Source organism: Pseudoalteromonas sp. Ps84H-4, assembly GCF_024124645.1.
GTDB classification, from domain to species: domain Bacteria; phylum Pseudomonadota; class Gammaproteobacteria; order Enterobacterales; family Alteromonadaceae; genus Pseudoalteromonas; species Pseudoalteromonas lipolytica_C.
This window is the reverse complement of sequence record NZ_JAMXSK010000009.1, coordinates 142,859-165,684: the sequence shown is the minus strand read 5'-3', so window position 1 is coordinate 165,684 and position 22,826 is coordinate 142,859. Positions and strand designations below refer to the sequence as shown.

Annotated in this window: 19 protein-coding genes; 13 read left to right on the top strand and 6 right to left on the bottom strand. The window is 38.7% G+C overall.

The annotated features are described in order from the left end of the window. Positions 1-350 precede the first annotated feature (350 nt). From NH454_RS10390 to NH454_RS10370, 5 genes are all read left to right on the top strand, one after another. The gene (locus NH454_RS10390) at positions 351-1,322 is read left to right on the top strand and encodes an integron integrase (protein ID WP_253038989.1); all 972 of its coding nucleotides are present in this window, start codon (positions 351-353) and stop codon (positions 1,320-1,322) included. A 308-nt stretch (positions 1,323-1,630) separates the two neighbouring features. After that, positions 1,631-1,918, top strand: coding sequence for a type II toxin-antitoxin system RelE/ParE family toxin (locus NH454_RS10385; RefSeq protein WP_135926542.1), 288 nt, complete (start codon positions 1,631-1,633; stop codon positions 1,916-1,918). Between the two features lie 10 nt (positions 1,919-1,928). Next, positions 1,929-2,258, top strand: a complete 330-nt coding sequence (locus NH454_RS10380) for a HigA family addiction module antitoxin (protein ID WP_253038988.1) — start codon at positions 1,929-1,931, stop codon at positions 2,256-2,258. 619 nt (positions 2,259-2,877) lie between these two features. After that, positions 2,878-4,563 carry a hypothetical protein gene (locus NH454_RS10375; protein WP_253038986.1) on the top strand — a complete coding sequence of 562 codons (1,686 nt, stop codon included), beginning with the start codon at positions 2,878-2,880 and terminating at the stop codon, positions 4,561-4,563. A gap of 15 nt (positions 4,564-4,578) precedes the next feature. Next, positions 4,579-5,055: a YcxB family protein gene (locus NH454_RS10370; RefSeq protein WP_253038984.1), complete on the top strand. Its 477-nt coding sequence runs from the start codon at positions 4,579-4,581 to the stop codon at positions 5,053-5,055. 161 nt (positions 5,056-5,216) lie between these two features. On the opposite strand, the gene NH454_RS10365 is transcribed toward NH454_RS10370, so the two are convergent. Next, the gene (locus NH454_RS10365; RefSeq protein ID WP_253038982.1) at positions 5,217-6,623 is read right to left on the bottom strand and encodes a TIGR00366 family protein; all 1,407 of its coding nucleotides are present in this window, start codon (positions 6,621-6,623) and stop codon (positions 5,217-5,219) included. Positions 6,624-6,783: 160 nt separating this feature from the next. Further along, a complete protein-coding gene (locus NH454_RS10360; RefSeq protein ID WP_253038980.1) occupies positions 6,784-8,004 on the bottom strand; it encodes a Xaa-Pro peptidase family protein in 1,221 nt (406 codons plus the stop codon). A 129-nt stretch (positions 8,005-8,133) separates the two neighbouring features. Here NH454_RS10360 and NH454_RS10355 point away from each other — a divergent pair, with 129 nt between their 5' ends. Further along, positions 8,134-9,213 (top strand): Xaa-Pro peptidase family protein, encoded by a 1,080-nt coding sequence (locus NH454_RS10355; RefSeq protein ID WP_253038978.1) that lies wholly within the window; start codon positions 8,134-8,136, stop codon positions 9,211-9,213. Between the two features lie 3 nt (positions 9,214-9,216). Here the strand turns inward: NH454_RS10355 and NH454_RS10350 are convergent, their stop codons facing one another. Together NH454_RS10350 and NH454_RS10345 are read right to left on the bottom strand one after the other, a co-directional pair. Beyond that, positions 9,217-9,825 carry a flavin reductase gene (locus tag NH454_RS10350; protein WP_253038977.1) on the bottom strand — a complete coding sequence of 203 codons (609 nt, stop codon included), beginning with the start codon at positions 9,823-9,825 and terminating at the stop codon, positions 9,217-9,219. A 10-nt stretch (positions 9,826-9,835) separates the two neighbouring features. Further along, positions 9,836-10,582, bottom strand: a complete 747-nt coding sequence (locus NH454_RS10345) for an SDR family NAD(P)-dependent oxidoreductase (RefSeq protein ID WP_253038976.1) — start codon at positions 10,580-10,582, stop codon at positions 9,836-9,838. A 423-nt stretch (positions 10,583-11,005) separates the two neighbouring features. Here NH454_RS10345 and ppc point away from each other — a divergent pair, with 423 nt between their 5' ends. After that, positions 11,006-13,651, top strand: a complete 2,646-nt coding sequence (ppc, locus tag NH454_RS10340; RefSeq protein ID WP_135926549.1) for a phosphoenolpyruvate carboxylase — start codon at positions 11,006-11,008, stop codon at positions 13,649-13,651. Here ppc and NH454_RS10335 read toward each other — a convergent pair. Further along, positions 13,648-15,684, bottom strand: coding sequence for an ATP-binding protein (locus NH454_RS10335; RefSeq protein ID WP_253038975.1), 2,037 nt, complete (start codon positions 15,682-15,684; stop codon positions 13,648-13,650). The two genes, ppc and NH454_RS10335, sit on opposite strands and share 4 nt — an antisense overlap. 339 nt (positions 15,685-16,023) lie before the next feature. Between NH454_RS10335 and NH454_RS10330 the strand changes: the two genes are divergently transcribed. Continuing rightward, positions 16,024-16,392 carry a hypothetical protein gene (locus NH454_RS10330; RefSeq protein ID WP_135926551.1) on the top strand — a complete coding sequence of 123 codons (369 nt, stop codon included), beginning with the start codon at positions 16,024-16,026 and terminating at the stop codon, positions 16,390-16,392. 198 nt (positions 16,393-16,590) lie between these two features. Further along, on the top strand, positions 16,591-17,490 hold the full coding sequence (gene cdd, locus NH454_RS10325) for a cytidine deaminase (RefSeq protein WP_253038974.1): 900 nt from the start codon (positions 16,591-16,593) through the stop codon (positions 17,488-17,490). Here the strand turns inward: cdd and udp are convergent. Beyond that, the gene (udp, locus tag NH454_RS10320; protein ID WP_135926553.1) at positions 17,487-18,242 is read right to left on the bottom strand and encodes a uridine phosphorylase; all 756 of its coding nucleotides are present in this window, start codon (positions 18,240-18,242) and stop codon (positions 17,487-17,489) included. The genes cdd and udp overlap by 4 nt on opposite strands. A 145-nt stretch (positions 18,243-18,387) precedes the next feature. On the opposite strand from udp, the gene NH454_RS10315 reads away from it, so the two are divergent. The 4 genes from NH454_RS10315 (at position 18,388) to NH454_RS10300 (ending at position 22,821) form a co-directional block, all read left to right on the top strand. Continuing rightward, on the top strand, positions 18,388-19,167 hold the full coding sequence (locus tag NH454_RS10315; protein WP_199526905.1) for a DUF2189 domain-containing protein: 780 nt from the start codon (positions 18,388-18,390) through the stop codon (positions 19,165-19,167). 288 nt (positions 19,168-19,455) lie between these two features. Then, positions 19,456-20,565, top strand: a complete 1,110-nt coding sequence (locus NH454_RS10310) for an arginase family protein (RefSeq protein WP_135926555.1) — start codon at positions 19,456-19,458, stop codon at positions 20,563-20,565. A 200-nt stretch (positions 20,566-20,765) separates the two neighbouring features. Then, positions 20,766-21,401, top strand: a complete 636-nt coding sequence (locus NH454_RS10305) for a transporter substrate-binding domain-containing protein (RefSeq protein WP_253038973.1) — start codon at positions 20,766-20,768, stop codon at positions 21,399-21,401. Between the two features lie 130 nt (positions 21,402-21,531). Further along, positions 21,532-22,821, top strand: coding sequence for a hemolysin family protein (locus NH454_RS10300; protein WP_199526902.1), 1,290 nt, complete (start codon positions 21,532-21,534; stop codon positions 22,819-22,821). Positions 22,822-22,826: the final 5 nt, after the last annotated feature.

Here is a 22,826-nt window from a genome sequence, read left to right as displayed (position 1 = left end):
GGCTATTTCAGTTTTGACTTGTTCAATGAGTGTATTCATGACTTACCTCCAAGTTATGGGATAACCCCAAGGTAAGTGTGGCTCAAATGATAAGAATAGGATCTCCGCGTAGCGGCTTAGTTCAACATGTTTATAGCGAGCTAATCGCGCGTTTTTCTACCACAGCGTAGCTCGTTTTTCTTATTAGATTATTTCTAACAAACTTGTTAACTAATTACCAGTGTTATTAAAATTTAGGAGTTCTCGCTTTTACCTCAGGATAAAAACGAGCGATTGGGTCGTTTTCTTGACTATACGAGCGACTGAGCTAAAACTGTATATATATACAGCTTCATTTCAAAGGAATGAAAATGAAAACTCGCTCTCCTTATTTAAACTACATTGCAGACTATATGCTCACTCGTCAGTATTCATTAAGAACAATTAATGCTTATTTAGGTTGGATCGCAAAATTTATTCACTTTCACAACAAACGTCACCCAAGCTCAATGGGAGATGCAGAAGTCAAAGCGTTTTTAGACCATATTGTATTAAAACGTAATATGTCACCTAGAACACAAAGTGCAGCTTTAAATGCGCTCGCTTTTTTATATAAACATATTGTCAAAAATGAGCTTTCTTTAAACTTGAATTTTGCACGAAGTAATCGACAACCCAAGCTGCCTGTAGTGATGACGCCTGATGAAGTAAAGCAATTGATGAGTCATCTTTCCAAGCGATATTACTTAATCACGGGGTTAATGTATGGAAGTGGTTTGCGTGTGATGGAAGCGGTGCAATTGCGAGTAAAAGACATTGATTTTGATTACAAATGCATTCAAATTTGGAACGGAAAAGGCAACAAGCATCGTATAGTTACTCTTGCAACGGAGTTGCTCCCATTACTTAGAAATCAAATTTTGCAAGTTGAAGAATATTTAAGATTTGATTTACAAAACGAGCGATACGCAGGTGTGTGGATGCCTAACGCTTTAACTCGTAAATATCCCTCAGCTAATAAATCACTAGCGTGGCAATACTTATTTCCTTCCTACAAATTAAGTGATGACCCAGAAACTGGCGAGATACGTCGCAACCATTTCCACCCTACATGTGTTAGAAAAGCGATTAAAAAAGCATTAAAGCAAACCAATATTACAAAGGTTATTACGCCTCATACCTTGCGCCATTCATTTGCAACGCACCTATTGCAAAGTGGCGCCGATATTCGCATCGTTCAAGCACAATTGGGCCATTCTGATGTCAAAACCACACAGATTTACACCCATGTTTTACAACAAGGAGCAAACGGTGTTGTAAGCCCATTAAGCAAAATTTTCTAGCTATTATTAAAGATGCGTTAACTTATCATTCAATGTGTAGGGATTGGACCGTTTCTTGATTGCTCAAAGCAGCAGTTAGAGCATTTAACCTAACTTATTTTGGGGCATAATCAAGGTATGGCTTATTTTCTGATTTTGGCACAGAACTGTCCTTCAGCACCAACCCATTTATATCCAAAAATGGTTTTCTACGAATAAGTTTATACACGACAAAAGTGCCCAGAGTGATTTTTAAACGTATATGTTGTGCACATTGCTACTGTGCGCTATTATTTCTGTACTGATGCACAATAGGACAGTGCAGGGATATGGCTGTAAATTTTAAGGATGAGTGGCTCGAAGCATTCTATGAAGAGGATAAACGACATCGATTAATCCCTAAGGTTATAGAGAATGCTTTATATCGTAAGCTAGAAATATTAGATGCAGCAAAGGCTGAAGCTGACTTAAGAGTACCACCAGGTAATCGGTTTGAGCATCTTGAAGGTAACTTGAAAGATTGGTGTTCAATACGAGTGAACAAACAGTATCGATTGATTTTTAAGTGGGTTGATGGTGTAGCAGAAAACACCTATTTAGACCCTCATAAGTATTGAGGTAAGAGTTATGCGTATAACAAAGCGTCGTCCTGTGAGTGTAGGTGAAATGCTCAAGCTAGAGTTTTTGGAGCCTATGGGCATTACATCAAAAATTTTAGCTGAAGCAATGGGTGTACATAGAAATACAGTTAGTAATTTGATTAATGGCGGTAGCTTAACAGCGCCCCTTGCAATTAAACTTGCTGCAGCGTTAGGGAATACCCCAGAGTTTTGGCTTAATATCCAGCACTCTGTAGATTTATGGGATACGAGAAATCGTTATCAAGAAGAAGCTAAATCTGTAAAACCTTTGCTTTCTGCTCAAGAATCTTCACTAAGTACATCACAAACTATTTAAAGAACCCATAACGTATATTGTTAATACACAATCTTGATCATTCCGGCAAATTCATTTGCTAGTGAAGCTGAAAAAGACGAATTAAAAGCTTTCGTACAGAAGTTTTTATAATTAGCTTTTTCATCTGACAATATTTCGTGGCATGTAATGCACAGAGCCACGCTAACACACAGGTGTTAGCGGGCATCATTAACTTAGGAGCCAATTAGCTCACTCAACTAACTTAATTTACTGTGGGCTGCACATCTAAGCCATAGCCAAACATTACAGCTAAAACTAATACAACCGATGCTGCGACCATTAGTTTAATCAACAGTGGTAAACAGAATCTAAACCAATGTCCGAAAGAAAAACCTGTCATACCAATAAATACCTACCGTAAATTATTAATTTGTTTTGATTAATACTGAATGTTAGACGAAGAGTGAATAAATACTAAATCAAAGGAGTGATAATGTCTTATAATTTAAAGTTGCTGTAGTAATAATTGGTTTATTTTAAAAAGTTTCTTCTTAAATTTTCTAATTTTTAGGAGTTTTTTATTTTTAATATGGTAGGGTTCTTTAAAGTTATAATTAAAAGCTCTTAGTCATATTGTAGGTAGAAGGAATTATTTTAAATGAGTCAGAGGAAATCAACCCCATCACTTCCAGATCCTTTCCCGGTAGATAAATTAAGAACACTACAATTCGGAAGCGCTGATGGACATAGAGATAAAGTTGAGGAGTTTGGTATTATAGAGACGTCATCGGTAAAACAGTTCTATACTAATCAACATTCAATAATAGTGGGGGCAATAGGTACAGGTAAAAGCACTCTATTTACTCTTATAAAAAATAATGCCAAAAAAATCGAGTCATATAAAAATGATTTAATTGTACCATTGGAAGAGGCTCTATCCTTTAATGAACTTTCTGAATTCGTAAATAAACACTATGCTGGCAAGGATGAAAGTACATTGTACCAACTATTATGGAAATTTAATATTTTGTTGAAAGTATCAATTACGCTTTCAAAACAAGAGGGTTTCCCTAAAAATGATTCTGAAAAAGTAGTTAATAACTTCTTAAATGATTCAAATAGCTCAGATAAATATTCAAATATTCTTCACAAATTAAACAATATAATTTCGAATGCTAATGTCAAGTTTGAAGCAAAGGTAGGTGATAATCCAATTAGCTTTGAAGCTGGATTATCACAGAAATCTCCAAAACCAGAAAAGAAGATTAACCTTGAGGAAGTGCAGAGGGCAATATCTGAGTCAATTAGTGCACGGAGTTATGACTGTGCAAGGGTTATTATAGATAAAATAGATCGATTTGTAGCAGGGACCGAATACTATATACAAAGGCAGTATATAAACGCTTTGCTTGAAGTGGATGATGATCTGGCTGCTATTACTAATATTAATTTAAAAATATTCATAAGAGCAGATTTATTTGATCGTTTAGACTTTGCAGCACTGGGATATGATAAAGTAAACGATAATGTGATAAGGCTTAAGTGGAGCCATGACGAGACTTTACGATTTTTAAGTTCAAGAATTATGGTGGCGTTGACAAAAGCTAAAATCTGCCGGTCAGAAGACATTTATAAAGCTACAGATTTAAGTGAGTTTGATTTAACCTGGAGAGAGAAAATTCTTTTAAGTTCAAAAGTCCCCGAATATATTAAAAGTTTTGTTAACAAAAAAGAAAAGTCTGAGCGCGCTACCAGCTTATACGCAAAGTTTGATAAAGCAATTATAACTAAAGTCTTTCCACGTTCCACTATCCATTTTTGCTCTAACGATAATAAGTATATAGAAATGGATGTTTTTGATTTTATTAAATCGCATTTTTTAGATGGAAATGGTATTTGCACTCCAAGGTATATGCTTATTTTTCTGAAGGAAGTAGTAACGAAGGTTGCCTCTTACTATGATGATAACCCTGATCAGGTCTCAGAGTTAGTCCTTATAGAGAAAGACTTTGAGTGGGATTTATTTAAAAAGTATTGTGTTTATCAAGCATACCTTTCAGCTAAGGATATATATATAAAAAACATTGAGAAAATCGACTCAAAATGGACTAAAAATGTAAATGTGTTTTTGGCGAAAAGAGGGAATAAAACAAAGTTCGATTACAAATGGATCAGGGCAAACATTCCAGATATTTCAGAAGATGATGCCGTTGACTTTTTATCTTTTCTACAGGTTATAGGTTTCTTGAAAATTTCAGACGCACATCAAGATGTAAAAAAAAGAGGTTATGAGTTACCAATATTGTATAAATTATCGAATATACCTAGTGAAAGTCATTTATAAGGACATTTTCAATTCATGATTAAAAACATAACCATTACAAAGCAAGATTACTTAGAGTATTCCAAATTTGCAGTGAGTAGGCTGTGTAATGCAAAAAGTAAAGCAAGCTCTAGTTTTCTTAAGAATATGATCATCTGGTTTGTATTGGCTGTAACTTTTATGTCTGTGTTCCAATTAAAGTCTATTCGTTTTAATGATTTTCATTGGCAATCTGCGCTGATCACAGCAATTCCTTTTTCGATATTACTTATTGTTTTTCTATACAACATTAATAAATTCAAAATACTATCAATTCCAAATGATAGTGGTTTAGTGATTGGAAAGAAAAGCTTAGAGTTTCAAGCTGACGGAATAACTGAAATAAATAGTCTAGGACATTGCTTCTATAAATGGGAAGCAGTAGAGGAAATTGAAGAACATAAAGGTAACGTGTATATCTTTGTCGATAAATTGTCAGCATTGATCATTCCGGCAAATTCATTTGCTAGTTAAGCTGAAAAAGATGAGTTAAAAGCTTTCGTACAGAAGTTTTTATAATTAGCTTTTTCATCTGACAATATTTTGTGGCAAGTAATGCACAGAGTCACGCTAACACACAGGTGTTAGCGTGCATCATTCATTCAATGTGGAGCCAATTAGCTCACACAACTAACTTAATTAAGTGTGGGCTGCACATCTAAGCCATAGCCAAACATTACTGCTAAAACTAATACAACCGATGCTGCGACCATTAGTTTAATTAGTAGTGGTAAACAGAATCTAAACCAATGGCCGTAAGGTACACCTGCCATGCCTAAAATACCCATGAGTACGGCATTGGTAGGAATGATCATATTTGAAAAGCCATCACCAAATTGGTAAGCAAGTACGGCAACTTGTCTTGGTACACCCACTAAATCACCTAGTGGTGCCATCAGTGGCATGGTGACATAAGCCTGCCCAGAACCTGAAGGGATAAAGGTATTGAGTAGGGTTTGAATAACCAACATGCCAATTGCAGATATTTCAGCTGATACATAAGAAAGCGGTAACGACATGCCATGTACAAGGCTATGCAGGATTTGGCCGTCTTCTAAAATAAGGGCAATACCGCGTGCAACACCAATTAACACTGCGGTAGTAACAAGATCAGATACGCCTTCTATAAATTTGTTTGCTGCTTCATCAGCAGATAGTTTGCCTAAGATGGCTACAACCACACCCCACGCAATAAAAACACCACCTAGCTCGTATAAGTACCAGCCCTTTGTAGCGATGCCCCATACTGCAATTGCAAGGGTAATAATAAAGCTGCCTAAAATAAGTTTATGGCGCATGGCAAGTGCTGGGTAACTTGTTGCTGTTTGATTTTCTAGTGGGCAAGGCACGCCAATCATCATTGACTTAGATGGGTCGTTAGCTACCTTTTTGGTGTATTGCCAAACATGATGAAAACCAATGAGCACGAATGGAATAAAAATGGCTAAACGTAACCACAGGCCAGAGTAAACAGGAATACCTGCAATTTGCTGTGCGATTAATACGGTAAATGGGTTAAATGCCGAAACACCATAACCAATACCATAACCTGCGACTATCATACCCACGGCGGTCATTGCGTCTAAGCGCATTGCTTTACAAAGGGCTACTAAAATAATAACAAAAGGAATATATTCACCGGCGGTACCAATACTGCTTGATGCCAAGGCAAAGCAAAACACCACCATAAAAATTAACCGCTGCGGCTTTTTACCGTGGCGCTCTAAAAGCCTACCAATGAGTGCATCGACAGTGCCTGTCGCACGTGCAATAGCTAATACGCCACCAACAATTAACACAAAGAAAATAACATCTTGAGCAGCAGCAAAAGCACGAGGTATGGCTTGTAATAAATCCCATGGGGTTAAGTAATGTCGCTCAGCAACCGTTTGATAGGTACCCGCAACGACCATTTCGCGGCCAGATTCACTTAATGTGGTAGTGAAAAAACCTTGTGGTACTAACCATGTAGCAATAAGCGCAACGACCATCATGCTAAGCAGAAGTATCAAGGTATGTGGAACTTTAAAACGTAAACCCATTTATTCTCCGTAATTATGTTAGGTATTTAAGTTAAATTCTTAAAATCATAACATGATAAAAGCTGATAGGTTGTCTCTTAACTAAACACACTGTTAAAGATTGTAATAATTTAGATACAAAAAAGGCCAGAAATCTGGCCTTTTGATAATGATTGAAATTTTATTTAGCTAAACCAAATGGGTCATCAATGCTATGAGCCGGCTCGGTAAACCAGCGCGGGCCTTCGTCTGTCACATAAAAGTGATCTTCTAAGCGAATACCAAACTCATCAGGTACGACAATCATAGGTTCATTACTAAAACACATACCTGTTGCGAGTGGGGTAGGGTTTCCACCAACTAAGTATGGCCATTCATGAATATCTAAACCAATGCCATGACCTGTTCTGTGTGGACAGCCCGGTGTTTGATATTCTGGCCCCATGCCATTTTCGGCTAGGTACTGTCTTGCAGCATCATCTACTTTGCCACATGGCTCACCATTTTTTGCAGCAGCAAAAGCAGCAAGTTGGGCATTTTTCTCGTGCTGCCAAAACATACGTTGACGTTCGGTTGCTTCACCAAATACATAAGTACGGGTAATGTCTGAGAGGTAATCATGCACTTTACAGCCAGTATCAATCAGTACCACGTCACCTTTTTTAAGGGTTTGCGGGTTTTTAACGCCGTGCGGGAAAGATGACGCAACACCAAATAATACAATACAAAAATAGTTACCCGGTGCGCCGACCTTTTGGTGGGCTTTTTTAATAAATGCTTCCACTTCAGTGGTGGTGATGCCTTCATAAAGCATACTTGCCGTTGCTTTGTGTACTTCTAGGGTCATGTCCATAGCGCGTTGCATTAGGGCAAGTTCGCTGGGTGATTTATGCATGCGGCAGTGAGCCGTTACGCACTGTGCGTTAACAATGTTGTAATTGCTATTAGCTTTATTAATGCCGTCGTAGATGAAAAACTGTGCGCTTTCATCAATACCAAGGGTGCCGTTTTTGCTAATGCCCATTTCTGAAAGTACATCTACACACAGTTGGTAAGGATTTTCGTGCTCTTGCCAACCTCGAATTGGGCCATCAATCACCATAAAATCGTTTAAGCTGCCGATTTCAAAAAATGGTGCTATGTATTGCACATCACCTTTAGCAGGTAAAATCGCGCCAACTAAACGCTCACTTGCGTACCAACGCATACCCGTAAAATAGGCAAGGTTAGTACCTGCATTTAAGTAAATTGCGTCAATATTGTTTGCTTGCATATACGCTTGTGCTTTTGCGATACGCGCATGAAATTCGTCGTTTTGAATAGGGGTTAAATCTGTTGTCATATCTGACAAAGAGTCAAGCGCCTGCTCTGGCGTTTGTGTGCCAATACCATATGTTGTCATTGTGTACTCCTTGGTTTTTTGTGCATTGTGGCTTGAGTAAACAGCTGATGCAAACTCACTGCGACTAATCGCATAATATTCGTATTTGTGGCGATTATTGTTAGCATGCGCAAAAAATAAGGAGCGACAATGCAAGTTAATTACTTAAAAAGACAAGCTGAATTTAAAGCCTTGCTAGAACAACAAGGTTACAGCGCCATGTTAGTACTAGGTCATGAAAATATTCGTTACTTAAGTGGTTTTAGTGGTAATGCCGCTTATGCATTAATTACTCAAAATGATTGTGTGTTGATCACTGATTACCGATACCACCAACGTGCAATTGCAGAAACAACAGGATTTGAAGTTGTTTGCCGAGACAGAGACAACGAAACTCTTGGTCATTGTATTAACAGGCACCTTAGCCCAAACAGCCATGTCGCATTTGATGCAAGTTATGTCACAGTAGCAATTTGGCAAGGTGTGGCAGATGATCTTAGCGGCCATACTTTAACAGCAGTAAACGGCTTAATAGAAAAACTAAGACGCGTTAAAGATAGCTGGGAAGTGGCGCAAATAAAGGCTGCCGCAGCCATTGCTGATGAAGCATTAGCACAAACGCTGCCTTATTTTAAACCGGGTGTAACTGAGCGTGACCTTGCCTTAGAGCTTGAATTTAGAATGCAAAAGCTAGGATCAGAGGGTATGTCGTTTGCCACTATCATGCTATTTGCAGAACGCTCAGCCTTGCCGCATGGTAACCCGTCAGATCAGGTTTTAAAGCAAGGTGACTTTGTAACCCTTGATTTTGGTGCAGTTGTAAATGGCTATCGCTCTGATATGACTCGTAGTTACATTATTGGCGAAGCATCAGAAAAACAAACCCGTATTTATAATACTGTTCTAGATGCACAAAATACAGCACTTGAAATGGTTAAACCGGGTGTTAATTGTTTAGATTTAAATGCCATATCAAACAAGGTGATTGCTGATGCGGGCTTTGGCGAGTACGCAGGTAAAGGTCTTGGCCATGGTTTAGGGTTATTTTTACATGAAGTGCCATTTATCAACACACTGACAGACTACAACCTTGAAGTAGGAAATGTGATCACCATTGAGCCTGGCATTTATATACCAGGCTACGGTGGTGTGCGCCTTGAAGATGACATAGTTGTCACCGAATCTGGCTTTGAGGTGTTAACCCATGCGCCTAAGCCATTCATAATCTAAGATTCATTTTTTAGCATAGGCCAAGCGGGCTAAACGATCAGTTACGTGGTAACTATCAAGCCCGCTAACGGCCACTGTGCCAATGGCTTCAATATCGACAAAGCCGTCTTCTTGCAGACACGCCTCATCTAAGTAGATATCAGTTATTTCACCTATGATAAGTTCCGTGCCATTGATGGCAAGGTGGTGGTGTTCTTTGAGTTCAAGGGCATATTTAAGCTTACTTTCTTTAACAAAAGGCGCCGTAAAGTTATTTAGGTATTGAGTAGTAAGCCCTGTAGCATCAAATTCAGACTCGTCTTTATCGTAGCGTGCCGATGTTTGGTGCGCTTTGCTATAAATGTCTTTGTTCACGTGTTTAATCGTATATTGCTTAGTCGCTAATAAGTTCTCTAGGGTGTGGCGAGGCACTGAATGAGGGCGAATTATCATACCCACTAAAGGGGGATGTGCGCCAAGATGAAATACTGAACTAACAATGGCTAAATTAGTTTGGCCGTTACTATCTTGTGTGCCGACTAGGTTAGCACTTTTAAATCCCGACAAACTATTAATTAAATGGGCGCGGTAGCGGCTTTCTAGATCTACAATGGCTTGCTTTGTTAAATGCATAATTGTCCTGTTACCAGTCTATGGGTTTTCCTTGCCAGTCAAAGTAGGCTGGGCTGGGTGATTGTTGTAAATAATCAGCATCACTTATCAATGAATACAGCTGCTCGGCTACAAACTCAGGGGTAAATAACTTTCCTTCGGGTACATTTGCCTGAAACGGCTTTGATAGCGGAGTATCAGTGGTACCTGGGTGAAATAACACGCAGTGGCATTGTTTATAGCGCCTGCTAAGTTCGATCGCTGCAGATTTAAATAACATATTTAAAGCTGCCTTCGAGGCACGGTAGCTATACCAACCGCCTAGATTATTATCACTAATGCTGCCAACCCGCGCACTAAGAGCGCAAATCACTGTTGCTACTTGCGGCTTTAAAAGCGTTGAGAATAAAGTCACACAGCGAATTGGCAGTAGGGCGTTTGTATGCATGCTATTGATAAAGTGCTGCTCAGATATTTGTTCAAGTTTACGTTCAGGCGCATTATCTGGATCATGTAATAGGCCATTAAATATCATCAGTTGAGCTAAGTCATATTGGCTGTTGGCAAGTTCTTTGGCAATTTCACCTAAGCTTTGCTCTGAGTAATCAGTTGTAAAATGATGGTGGCTGATTTCATTGTTCGATACCTCATCAAAATTAGCATTAAATTTATTACGGCTGATGGTGACGATATGACCACGACTGATTTGTTTTTTTAATGTTGTGAAATAGGCTTTAGCGATTTCACTGCTTGCACCGCACAGAATAAAGAGTTGCATTTTTGACCTGTTATAAAATATTTAAAAAACTTTTTTAGCTCAATCTATCATCAATAAGTATTGCGATAGCGATTTAGAATCTAATTTACCTAAACTAAAGTAGATAAAAAGGCTCGGTAAAAATTTGACCAAACTGATATTAAGAATGCCTTAATTTACGCGTATTTTGACAATTTAATTGGTAAGTCCATTTTACCAATTGTGTGTGTCGCTAACCCTTCTATCAAAACAAACTGCGTATTTATTACACTTTTATGTTGATAGATTGGTTATTCTTTTTTACGAGTTTGTTAGAAAATTCGATCTATTAAATTAACGCCGACAATGATATTAATAGAAAGGATCAGTATTTAGCTGCGTTCGTGCTTGGTTAAATACTGCGCAGTAAGTACTTTCAACTTAGCTAAAGAAAGGAGTATGAGAATGAGTGAACAATATGCTGCACTTCGCGGTAATGTTAGTATGCTTGGACAAATGCTGGGTCAAACCATTAAAGATGCACAAGGACAAGCCATTTTAGATAAGGTAGAAGAAATTCGCGCTTTATCTAAATCGTCACGTAGTGGTAACGAAGCCGACAGACAAGCGCTTATCGATGTACTACACGCTCTCACAGATGAAGAACTATTACCGGTTGCACGCTCATTTAATCATTTTTTGAATCTTGCTAATGTTGCTGAACAATTTCATACCGTATCGCGTTTTAATGATGTTGGCTTTTGCCAATTAAACCCTCTCACTCAAACATTAAAAGCGTTAGCAACAGCGGCAAAACAAGGTCAAGTAGATCCAAATCACTTGGCACAAACACTCTCAAAACTCCACATAAACCTTGTACTAACCGCACACCCAACAGAGGTGACGCGTCGTACTATGATTAATAAACACGTTGAACTTAGTGATTGTCTTGCATCTTTAGAGCGTAAAGACAATTTGCCAAGCGAACGTGCTGACCTATTAAACCGTATTGCTCAGCTAATTAGCCAAGCATGGCATACTGACGATATTCGCCGTTCGCGCCCAACGCCAATTGACGAAGCAAAATGGGGCTTTGCTGTTATTGAAAATAGCTTATGGCATGCCGTACCGCGTTTCTTACGTGAATTTAGCGAAGATGTAAAAACTGAGCTCGATTTAGAGTTGCCGATTGATTACAGCCCAATTGAGTTCACTTCTTGGATGGGCGGAGACCGTGATGGTAACCCGTTTGTAACTGCTGAAGTGACACAGCAAGTACTTGATCATGGCCGCTGGATGGCGCTTGATTTGTATTCGCGTGATATCGAAACGCTAAGCAATGAGTTATCAATGTCAGATGCAAGTGATGAGCTTATTGAACTTGCAGGCCAAGACTTTGAACCATATCGTGCGGTACTTAAAAAACTCAAGAATCAAATTGCCGAAACTGTGACGCATTTAGGCGCTAAAATTAAGAAAAAGCGTACTGATTCTGAAGATTTAATTACAGATATAGCGCAAATTAAACACCCAATCGAAGTGTGTTATCGCTCGCTGATTAAAACCAATATGAAGGTAGTTGCCGATGGTTTACTGCTTGATGTACTGCGTCGTATTAACAGCTTTGGTCTACGCCTTGCTAAATTAGATGTTCGTCAGGATTCGTCGCGTCATGGTGATGTTTTCTCTGAGTTAACACGTTATTTAGGCTTAGGTGATTATCATCAATGGCAAGAAGAAGACAAACAAGCATTCTTACTTGCTGAGCTAAATTCGCGTCGTCCGCTTATTCCAAAACATTGGCAACCGAGCCCTGAAGTACAAGAAGTGCTTGATACATTTGATGTAATAGCAGCGCAAGATGCACAAACATTCGGCCTGTATATTATTTCGATGGCTCGTACTGCATCTGATGTACTGGCAGTGCAGTTATTGCTTAAAGAAAGCGGCTGTAAGTTTAACTTACCGGTTGCACCATTATTTGAAACGTTAGACGACTTAAATAATGGTAAAGATGTTATTGAATGTTTACTTGATAACACCTGGTACCGTGGTCATATTCAAAACCAACAAAATGTCATGATTGGCTACTCAGATTCTGCAAAAGATGCAGGTATGATGGCTGCAGGCTGGGCACAATATGAAGCAATGGATAAGCTGGTTCAATTAGCCGAGAATCGCGGCATTGAATTGATTTTATTCCACGGCCGTGGTGGTACGGTTGGTCGCGGTGGCGCGCCAGCTGCGCAAGCACTTCGCTCACAACCTCCTGGTTCATTAAAAGGTGGCCTGCGTGTAACAGAGCAGGGTGAAATGATCCGCTTTAAGTTTGGTTTGCCAGCTGTAGCACTACAAAGTTTAAATATTTACGCCGGTGCAGTACTTGAAAGTAACCTGCTACCACCGCCAGAGCCGAAAAGCGAGTGGCGTGAGGTGATGGAACTTATCAGTGCTGACTCGTGTGAGCATTACCGTCAAGTTGTGCGTCATGATGAAAACTTTGTACCTTACTTTAGAATGGCAACGCCAGAGCAAGAGCTTTCTAAATTACCACTGGGTTCTCGCCCTGCGAAGCGTAACCCAAATGGGGGTGTAGAAAGCCTTCGTGCAATTCCATGGATTTTTGCTTGGAGCCAAAACCGTTTAATGCTGCCTGCTTGGTTAGGTGCGTTAACAGGTCTTAAAGCTGCTTTAGATAAATATGGCATCGAGACACTTCACGAAATGAGCTTAAAATGGCCTTTCTTCCGTGCTCGATTAGAGATGCTAGAAATGGTATTTAGTAAAGCCGATAGTTGGTTAAGTGCTCATTACGATGATGCATTGGTAACTGAGCAATATAAACCACTTGGTGTGAAGCTTCGCCAAGAATTGAGTGAGGCAATTGAGCTGGTGCAGTCATTAAGCCCACAAAAAAGTTTACTTGCTGACCAACCTTGGATCAAAGAGTCGATTGCACTGCGTAACCCGTACACTGATCCACTTAACTTACTACAAGTGGAGTTATTACGTCGTTCACGTGCAGCAGATGAAAACTCTGAAGGTGATATCGATAATGCCCTAATGATTACAATGACTGGTATTGCTGCAGGTATGCGCAATACAGGTTAATTGATGTCGTCAACTAATCGTGCATCGATTGGTAATGTAATCACAAACCGTGCGCCGTGCTTTGATGGTACGGCGCATATATTGCCTTTCAAGTTATATTTCACAGCATTAAAAACCACGTTCAAACCAAGCCCTAAGTGATGGCCACCTAAATTAGTGGTATAGAATGGGGTAAAAATTTCTTGCAGGATTGATTCCTTAATGCCTACGCCGTTGTCTTGATAGATAATTTTGACATAGTCATTACCTGCGCGGATGGTAATGTCTACCTTTCCTTCTGCTGTATGTGTAAAACCATGTTCATAGGAATTAATAATCAGAGTTTTTAGAATATCCTCTAAAATTGAAGGGCAGGAAGTAATGGCTACACTGTCTCCATCAACATGATAAGTAATTTTCTTACCCAAATATTTACTCATAGGCTCTAGTTTATGATGAATAAAGTTTTTTAATGGAATACTTGATAAGGGTTTGTCTAAGTTAATAGACACATTAAGTGCTTTAAATTCCTCAACAATACCTGCTAAGCGGTTAATAGCAGAAATAACAAGATCCTTGGCCTTGTCGGTGTTGGTAATAAATTCATGGAAGTATTTGCTTGATAAGTTTTGTTGTTTAAATTTATCTGACAAAGACTCTAAATATTCGTCGATGAGTGAGCTTGCTGTGACAATTGTGCCTATTGGTGTATTTAATTGATGGGCCATGCCAGAGACTAATGAGGTTAAAGAGGCTATCTTCTCGATTTCAATTAAATGATCCTGTGTTTCATTTAATTGTACTAGTATCTTTTCAAGTTCTTGTTTTCGCTTATCAATATTATTTATCGCGATAAAAGAACCAAACAAGATTATTACCAAGCATATTGATATGACGATAGTAAGATCTTTAAACGCCTGCGCTTTTGTTGCTTTTACTTGCTCTGCCCGTGTAAGTTCTGCAATTTTGAGCTCTTTGGCTTTTGCATCAGCCTGCGCTAACGCTTTAGCTAAATTAACATTTGCTTGGCGTTTTAAAATTTCCGCATTGATCTGTGCATAGTGTTTGTATGCAATCAGTGCTTCAGCATACTGTTCTTGCTTTTCAAGTAGTTGTGCAGTCAACTTGGTTACTTCAAGCTGAGTCGTGATATCAGAGAACTTAAAAGTATCTGTTTCAATCGAAGCAAGTAAATTTAGAGCTTTGTTCGCTGAATCTTGTGCATCGTATGTTTGCGCTAAACATAAAACCACACTTAAGTAATCACCGCTGTAAGCTTGAGTTTTTATAAGCTCTACAGCATCAGTTAGAAATTCTTCTGATTCATTTAACATACCTTTTAAACGTAATACCTTTCCCTTCAATACAAAACTTTTACTTAGATGAGCAGTAAAGCCGTGGCGTTGTTGTAATATTATCGCGTCATTTAATACATCTAATGCATGATCAAAATCACCTAAACCAATTAGTGCCATTGCAAGGTGGGTACTTGCAAACGACTCATCTAGGGGCTGATTCTCTATTTTTGCGGTATCTCTGTATTGTTCAAAAGCGATGGTAGCGTCACGGTAACGTTTTAAATTGAGGTTAATCAGAGCAATATTGATTTCGGTTTGTTGTAAAAGGTGCTTTCCGATTGTTTTTGCCACAGGTAATGCATCGCTATAATAGTGTAATGCATCTTGATACATGCCTAATCGGGCATAAATACCGCCAGATATGTTTAAGTAGCCATACATTAAATCCTTATTACTCGACTGTAATGCTATATCCATGAAATGAACTAGTGTTTTCATGGCTTGCTCTAATTCATCGTTTTCAAGTAAAAACCAAGCCTTATAATTTGTGATTATTGCTCGTTGTTCTAATGAAAATATTAATGTGTCAGAGGATAATAATGAATTGACTAGCTGTAGGGCATTGGTAGGGGAGCTGGCATAGGTTTTAGTAATTGAGGTTTCTATTTCCTTAAATTCAGTTTCTGTGATTGCTTGTGACAGAGCAGTGCTTGTGAACAGCATCAAGCATAGATAAAACAGAAAACGAATTTTCATTACAAATAATCCTTTATACAAACCAGAGTAAGGATGGAAAGTGCATAATCCTTTCGTCTACATATGTGAGGTTATTTATTATGGATTTTAATTAGAAATAGAGTTATACGAAAAAGCTTAATAATGGATTAGAAAACTCATACATGTTCAAAAGGTAAATAGATTATGAAAGTAGGTAACATTTGCGGGTATAAATCCAATCCTTAAGTGTGAACTTTGCAGCTGGTCATACCTATTTTATTGCTAGGTATTGACTAAGCAAGGCAGATCCATAAAATAGCCCGGCTTTTATTCAGCAACCATTAATTTTACCTTTACCCACGCATTTTAGAGTAACCTATGTCGAACGTGTCAACGTGCATCACTTATGATGCATCGACGTCTTTAGTGATGATGACGTTAAGAGGGACTGCAAGTGCACAGGATGTGATTAATTTTTACCAAATAGCCCATCAATATTCAGTATTATATGGGTCAGAAAAAATTCTTGTAGATGTATCTGAGTTAACCCATGACTTCGCACCAGCAGACTTGTTTACTATAATGCCAGTGATTGCTAACTCGTTAAAGCGAGCTGTATTAGCTATTGTGGTGAGTTTCGATGGCTTTATGCATGACTTATTTGTGCAAAAAGCTAAACGTTACAACCTTCAAGCCGAGAATTTTGAGTGTTTTAGTAAAGCTAAAAATTGGCTAGTTCATCAATAAACAGAGAAACTAGCTGAAATTCATTTTCTGTGTATATTTGCGCTTACAAAAAATGCCTATTTAACACTTTTTTTGTTGTAAATTTCGAGACGCAGCGCGTTGAAACCTAGTATTTAAATGCATAACCTTTTAAACTGTTTAGCCAATTAATAATTATAATTTGTTATGACAGTAACTAGGAAAGACGTATCTAATTCTGTGTCAAGAACAACACCTTTTGACTTCAGTGATGAGCAAAAGCAATCTCTTTTTAGTCAGTTGAAAAGCCAACGTGGCATCTTATCTCAAGCTGATATTTTATTACTTTGTGAGCAACATCAGTTAACAGAGTCACAACTCTTAAAAGCGTGTGTACCTGTTGCGAGTTTGTTTTCTATCGCACCAATTTCAAAATTCTATGTCGGTGCTATTGCACAAGGTAACAATCAGCAAGGTGAAACGACATTCTATTTTGGTGCTAATGTGGAGTTTTCTCATCAAGCGCTAAGTTTAGTTGTTCACGCAGAACAATCTGCGATAAATAATGCATGGTTAAACGGTGCTCAATCAATAGATAAAATTGCGATCAGTGATGCCCCTTGTGGATACTGTCGCCAGTTTATGAATGAGCTCAGCACAGCGCAATCACTTGAAATATTACTTCCTGAAAGACACTTTACTTTACATGAGCTTTTGCCGTATTCGTTTGGGCCAACAGACTTAGGGAATAACGAAAGCTTATTCTCACAGGAAAAAAACGACGGTCATTTCGATAGTGTTAATGAGCTCGATCAGAAATTAGCTGAAACAGCGCTAAAAGCTTACGTACCTTATACCGCGAACTACTGTAGCGTTAAAATCACGACTTTTGAAAACGGTAATTTTTACGGAAGCTATGCTGAAAATGCGGCTTACAGCCCAAGTTTATCACCGCTTCAAAGTGCTTTAAGTCAGTTTTATCTTGCTGGGTTAAAGTTTGATGATAAGACGGTTAAGTCGATCACCTTGTTAGAAACACAAGGGGCCGAAAATCAGTATGAGGTGGCTAAAAGTGTGCTGGCAAGTTTTGATAACCCACCAGCATTCGAGCACTGTATTGCTAAGCTAGTTAAAGATTAGTTTAGCAATAGTTTTGCAGCTTCAATGACTACGGCGACTGACTTTTTCTCAATCTCGCCGTGGTCAACATTAGGAATTTCTTGCTTAGTACGGTTTACTAATACACCTGCAACACACGCTGCGCGTAAGCCAAGTGCTGCACACATAGTGAAAAGTGTTGCTGATTCCATTTCATAGTTCATCACACCAAGCTTTTGCCACTCTTCACAGCTACCTTGTAATGAGCGAGGAACATAACCTGAATAGGTATCGTAACGTTCTTGACCTGGATAGAAGGTGTCACTTGAAGCTGTAATACCAATATGGAAATTAATGCCTAAATTATCACAAGCATTAACCATAGCTTGTGTTGCAAAAAAGTCAGATACCGCAGGGTAGCTCAATGGCGCGAAGTGCTGACTTGCACCATCTAAACGAACAGATGCTTGGCTAATTAAAATGTCGCCTTCATTAATGTGTGGTTGAATAGCACCTGTTGTACCAATGCGTAAAAAGGTATCAATACCTAGCTGGGCAAGCTCTTCAACAGCAATTGATGTAGATGGCCCACCAATACCAGTTGAACAAACTACCACGCTGTGGCCGTTTAACTCACCACGATATACATGAAATTCACGGGTCTTTGCTAAGCACTTTGGGTTATCGAGAAGCGTTGAAATGCGGGCAGAGCGATCAGGATCACCAGGGACGATTGCCAGTGTTGCACCGTTTAAGTCCTCACGAGTGAGCCCTAAATGAAATACCTTTTCCATTATTAAACCTTATTTTTGTCTAAAGCGTAATACTTTAATCATACGTGTTTAAAGTACAGGACAGATGTCCTATTAGATTACGAATGTTGCAAGATTTGCACAGATAACCTAAACCTAAAGATGTAACGATAAAAGAGGACCTATTATGCCTGCTTCATCATCTATGAGTAAACATCATGAATTTGCTCGCTGTTTAGAGAGTGCTCATGTTTCTATGGCTGCTCCGTTTCATTGGCTTGCTTTAGCGTTTAAAGATATTGCCAATGCGCCAATCCTAAGCTTAGTGTACGGTTTAGTTTTTACACTAATACCTGCAGCAATAATGTACTTTGTGTATCAATTTGATACACACCTTGTCATTTTGCCAGCGGTTGTTGGCTTTGCTCTTATTGGCCCTGCATTTGCGGCTGGGCTTTACGATGTTGCTTGGGAGCTAGAAAAAGGGCATAAACCGACCTTAATGCACAGTTTAAAATCAATGTTTAGAAACCCCGCTGGTGAATGGGGATTTGCAGTATTATTAATGGTGATTATGATTGTGTGGATGAGACTTGCTGCATTGATCCACGCACTGTATCCGAATGTTGTAGATCCTAGCTTTGAACAGCTATCTGCGTTTCTTACGCTTGGCTCGATAGTTGGCGGCATTTTGCTGGTAACAGTCTTTGCTATTTCAGCATTTACCCCGCAGATAATGATGGAAAGACGCGTAGATATAATGACGGCGGTTATCTCATCGATGAATGCAGTAAAAACCAATGTAGGCGCAATGGTTGTTTGGGCTGCTTTAATAATATTCATGGTATTTCTGGGATTTGTAACTGGAACGGCAGGTTTCATTGTTATTATGCCATTATTAAGCTACGCGAGTTGGCATGCTTACATTGCGGTAATAAAAACTAAGAAGCCAAGGGGTTACGAATAATGAGTATTCACCTAGCTTGAATATAAATCTATTGCAGCAATCTAATAGGTTGCTGCAAAATTTGACTTTCCCTCCGTGCATGTTATACCTGCCAAAATACCACGCTCATTGAGTTATTGAGCACCCATAATGAGTCTCTTTAGAAATAATAAACTATAAATTTCAAGAGGTTAATTTTTCCTTCTTCTCATGATAAATGTGATGCTTGCATCGCGGTTTCTAGATTATGAGAAAGCGTAATTTTAACGATTACGAATGAATATGCAGTTATTTAGCAGCGGAGTAGAAATGAGTAACACACAAAAAGCATTTCACGAAAAACTAAGTCAATGTCTTTGCCCACCAGGCGATGGTGTTTTTACGGTAAATACAGCGAAAGAACGTAAAGATGCCTTACGAACAAAATTATACGGTCAGACAGAGAACGTAGACGTTCTTTGGAAAGAGTCATTAGAGACACTAGCCGACTCAGAACATAAAGCTGTGATTCTTGGGATCAGCTCTGATTGTGGTGGGGGTATTTTACGTGGTGCTAACTGGGGCCCGTTATTTTTACGTTCTACCTTAATTGATCAACAGCCACAGGCTCGTGCGTTCGACTTAGGTGACGTTCGTGTTATTCCGCATTTATTGCATGATAAATACCTAAACGAAGCTACAATCACAAACTGTCAAAAAGCACTCTATGCTGATGAAAACAGCGAATACCATGTATCACCATTGTCTATCACTGAAGATGTCTGTGATGGGTTTTATGCCAACTACCCAGATAAAGGTATTTTCGGGATTGGCGGTGACCATTCAATCAGTTATCCGCTAACTAAAGCGTATTTAAAAGCAAAGCGTGATGCAGGTAAACGCACTGCAATTATCCATTTTGACGCCCACACTGATTTACTTGTAGAGCGCTTAGGTATCGATTTATGTTTTGGTTCATGGTGTACACATATCCTTGAGTATCTACCTGCACCGCGTAACCTTATTCAATTTGGTATTCGTTCAAGTGGTAAACCGAAACAGCACTGGGAAGAGACTTTTGGTGTTAAGCAGCACTGGGCACATGAAATTATTGAGCGCGGTGCTAAAGCTGTTGCTGAAGAAGTAATTGCTCAGCTTAAAGCAGATAAGGTTGATGAGCTTTATGTGAGCTTTGATATTGATGCACTAGACGAAGCATTTGCTTCTGCGACAGGCACACCTGAAGCCGGTGGTTTAACACCACAGCATGCATTAGACATTTTGGTTGCTTTAGCTGATGAGTTTCCAATTACTGGGGCTGATATGATGGAAATTGCACCATTTACAGACAGCTCTTTGATTGGTCAAACGAGTTCTGAAACAACGCTTAAAGAAGGTGCAAAAATTTCTGCCTTTTTAATTGCTGCGATGAACAAGTAATTTGCCTTGATGCAACAGGGGAGTGTGTTACTCCCCTTAGTCATTCCTTAGTCTTAAAAACATTCCATTATTCCTAACTACACGCTATATTATTATAAAAAATAATTATAAATTTGGTTTGTCTGCGATGTGGAAATCTCTAGCCTTGTTATTGCTTATTATTGCTTATTATTGCTAAACCTAGTTTTGCAGCAATAACAGTGGTAACTGAAAACTTTCCAAACTTCCAATATCAGAACGAACAAGGTGAGTTAGTTGGCTCTGTCGTGGGCAAAGTTAAAGCTGCCCTCGAAAAATCAGGGATGCAGTACGACATATCAATTAATACTTGGTCAATTACATACAATGCTGCTTTACGTGACGCAAACACGTGTATTTTTTCATTAGCACGTATTCCTTCCAGAGAGAAAAAATTTAAGTGGATACATAAACTTGAAGGCTTTTCAGCATCTTTTTATGCATTTAAATCAAATCGGCTGAGTATCAATAACCTCGATGATGCGAAAAAATATCGTACTGCAGTTCTAAAAAATAACTACTCCCATGTTTATTTAAAAGAGCAGGGTTTTAATGAAAATAAACAGTTAATCCTGCTTGATAGCTTTGAAAATATTTACGACATTCTTAAGAGTCGTCGTACAACTGTTGATTTAGTGGTATTAAGTGACCAACAATATCAATTTGAAAGTAAAAATGATCAAAGCCTTTCTTTTCTAGAGCCTGTTTATCAGCTACCTGTTGCACGCGCTGATTTATACTTTGCTTGTAACGGAAATATCGACCCAGTGACTTTAGATAAGCTCAATAAAGCCTTTGTTTCCAGTGATTTAAAATAGCACTTGTTGATTGCTATAAAGCAGTTATAATCAGCTGCTTTTTGACCATTCTCGCTAAACTCTAAACAGCATAAGTGAGCAAAAAGTTGTTTGCATTCAACAGTCTGAATGCTTTTTACTAGGAGCCACAATGAGTGACTTACTCGTTATTATGATATTAATTTTGATCAGTGCGTTGTTTGCAATGAGCGAAATAGCTATTGCTGCATCACGTAAGATAAAATTAAGGGTCATGGTCGACGAAGGCAATAAAAAAGCCCAGGCAGTATTAACGTTGCAAGAGCAGCCAGGGGCATTTTTTGCGATGATACAAATTGCCTTGAATGCGATTGCTATTTTAGGTGGTATTGTCGGTGAGCAAGCTTTATCACCTTATATTGAACAAATTTTAGGGATGATTTATCAAGGCCCGTTACTAAGTCAAATTAGCTTTTTGATTTCGTTTTTTAGCATAACCTCATTATTCATTTTATTTGCAGATTTACTGCCTAAACGCCTAGCGATGATTATGCCAGAGGCTGTTGCTGTCAATGTGGTGTCTATAATGCGCTGGGTTACCTTTGCATTAACGCCATTTGTTGTGTTCTTTAATGGCACTACAAACTTAATTTTACGCGCCTTTAAAGTTCCGGCTGAACGAGAAGATATTGTTACCACTGAAGACATCGTTGCTATGATGGATGCTGGGGCTGAATATGGCAGCCTGCAGCAACAGGAATATGAGTTAATAGGCAATGTGTTTGATTTGGAGGCCCGGTTTTTATCGAGTGTGATGACTCCACGTGATCAAATTGTATTTTTTGATGTAAAAGCTGATGCCCAAGAAGTCGCTACCAAAATTATTGAGCACCCGCATAATCACTTTTTAGTGTGTGATGGTAGCTTAGACAAATTAATTGGTTCGGTTGAATCAAAAGATATCCTTCGTAAAGTACTTAAAGGGCAAACTGCTGAGATAGATAGTGAGTTAATCAGCCGTGATATTTTTTACTTACCAGAAACACTCAGTCTTTCTGAAGCGTTAAATACCTTTAAAAAAGCAGCTGAGCCATTTGCTGTTGTTGTTAATGAATATGCACTAATGGTTGGCATTGTCACTGTTAAAGATTTAATGAAAGGCTTTATGGGTGATTTGATCAGTCATCAGGGCGAAGAGTTAATTATTCAACGTGATAACACTTCTTGGTTAGTGGATGGCCTGACACCTGTGGTTGAGCTTGCTAAAGTGCTAGAGATAGAAGAGTTTCCTGATCAATCACATTATGAAACTGTTGCCGGATTCCTTATTTATACGATGAAGCGACTTCCGAAGCGCGCCGAGTTTATACACTTTGGCGGGTTTAAATTTGAAGTGGTTGATGTTGAAGGAGTGAAGGTCGAGCAACTATTAGTTACTCGAATTTCAGAAGAAAGCAATTAAGGCTG

Excerpts from the sequence above, each read along its gene's own strand:
- NH454_RS10390 (WP_253038989.1), top strand. The coding sequence starts at position 351 with ATGAAAACTCGCTCTCCTTATTTAAACTACATTGCAGACTATATGCTC.
- NH454_RS10385 (WP_135926542.1), top strand. The coding sequence starts at position 1,631 with ATGGCTGTAAATTTTAAGGATGAGTGGCTCGAAGCATTCTATGAAGAG.
- NH454_RS10380 (WP_253038988.1), top strand. The coding sequence starts at position 1,929 with ATGCGTATAACAAAGCGTCGTCCTGTGAGTGTAGGTGAAATGCTCAAG.
- NH454_RS10375 (WP_253038986.1), top strand. The coding sequence starts at position 2,878 with ATGAGTCAGAGGAAATCAACCCCATCACTTCCAGATCCTTTCCCGGTA.
- NH454_RS10370 (WP_253038984.1), top strand. The coding sequence starts at position 4,579 with ATGATTAAAAACATAACCATTACAAAGCAAGATTACTTAGAGTATTCC.
- NH454_RS10365 (WP_253038982.1), bottom strand. The coding sequence starts at position 6,623 with ATGGGTTTACGTTTTAAAGTTCCACATACCTTGATACTTCTGCTTAGC.
- NH454_RS10360 (WP_253038980.1), bottom strand. The coding sequence starts at position 8,004 with ATGACAACATATGGTATTGGCACACAAACGCCAGAGCAGGCGCTTGAC.
- NH454_RS10355 (WP_253038978.1), top strand. The coding sequence starts at position 8,134 with ATGCAAGTTAATTACTTAAAAAGACAAGCTGAATTTAAAGCCTTGCTA.
- NH454_RS10350 (WP_253038977.1), bottom strand. The coding sequence starts at position 9,825 with ATGCATTTAACAAAGCAAGCCATTGTAGATCTAGAAAGCCGCTACCGC.
- NH454_RS10345 (WP_253038976.1), bottom strand. The coding sequence starts at position 10,582 with ATGCAACTCTTTATTCTGTGCGGTGCAAGCAGTGAAATCGCTAAAGCC.
- ppc (WP_135926549.1), top strand. The coding sequence starts at position 11,006 with ATGAGTGAACAATATGCTGCACTTCGCGGTAATGTTAGTATGCTTGGA.
- NH454_RS10335 (WP_253038975.1), bottom strand. The coding sequence starts at position 15,684 with ATGAAAATTCGTTTTCTGTTTTATCTATGCTTGATGCTGTTCACAAGC.
- NH454_RS10330 (WP_135926551.1), top strand. The coding sequence starts at position 16,024 with ATGTCGAACGTGTCAACGTGCATCACTTATGATGCATCGACGTCTTTA.
- udp (WP_135926553.1), bottom strand. The coding sequence starts at position 18,242 with ATGGAAAAGGTATTTCATTTAGGGCTCACTCGTGAGGACTTAAACGGT.
- NH454_RS10315 (WP_199526905.1), top strand. The coding sequence starts at position 18,388 with ATGCCTGCTTCATCATCTATGAGTAAACATCATGAATTTGCTCGCTGT.
- NH454_RS10310 (WP_135926555.1), top strand. The coding sequence starts at position 19,456 with ATGAGTAACACACAAAAAGCATTTCACGAAAAACTAAGTCAATGTCTT.
- NH454_RS10300 (WP_199526902.1), top strand. The coding sequence starts at position 21,532 with ATGAGTGACTTACTCGTTATTATGATATTAATTTTGATCAGTGCGTTG.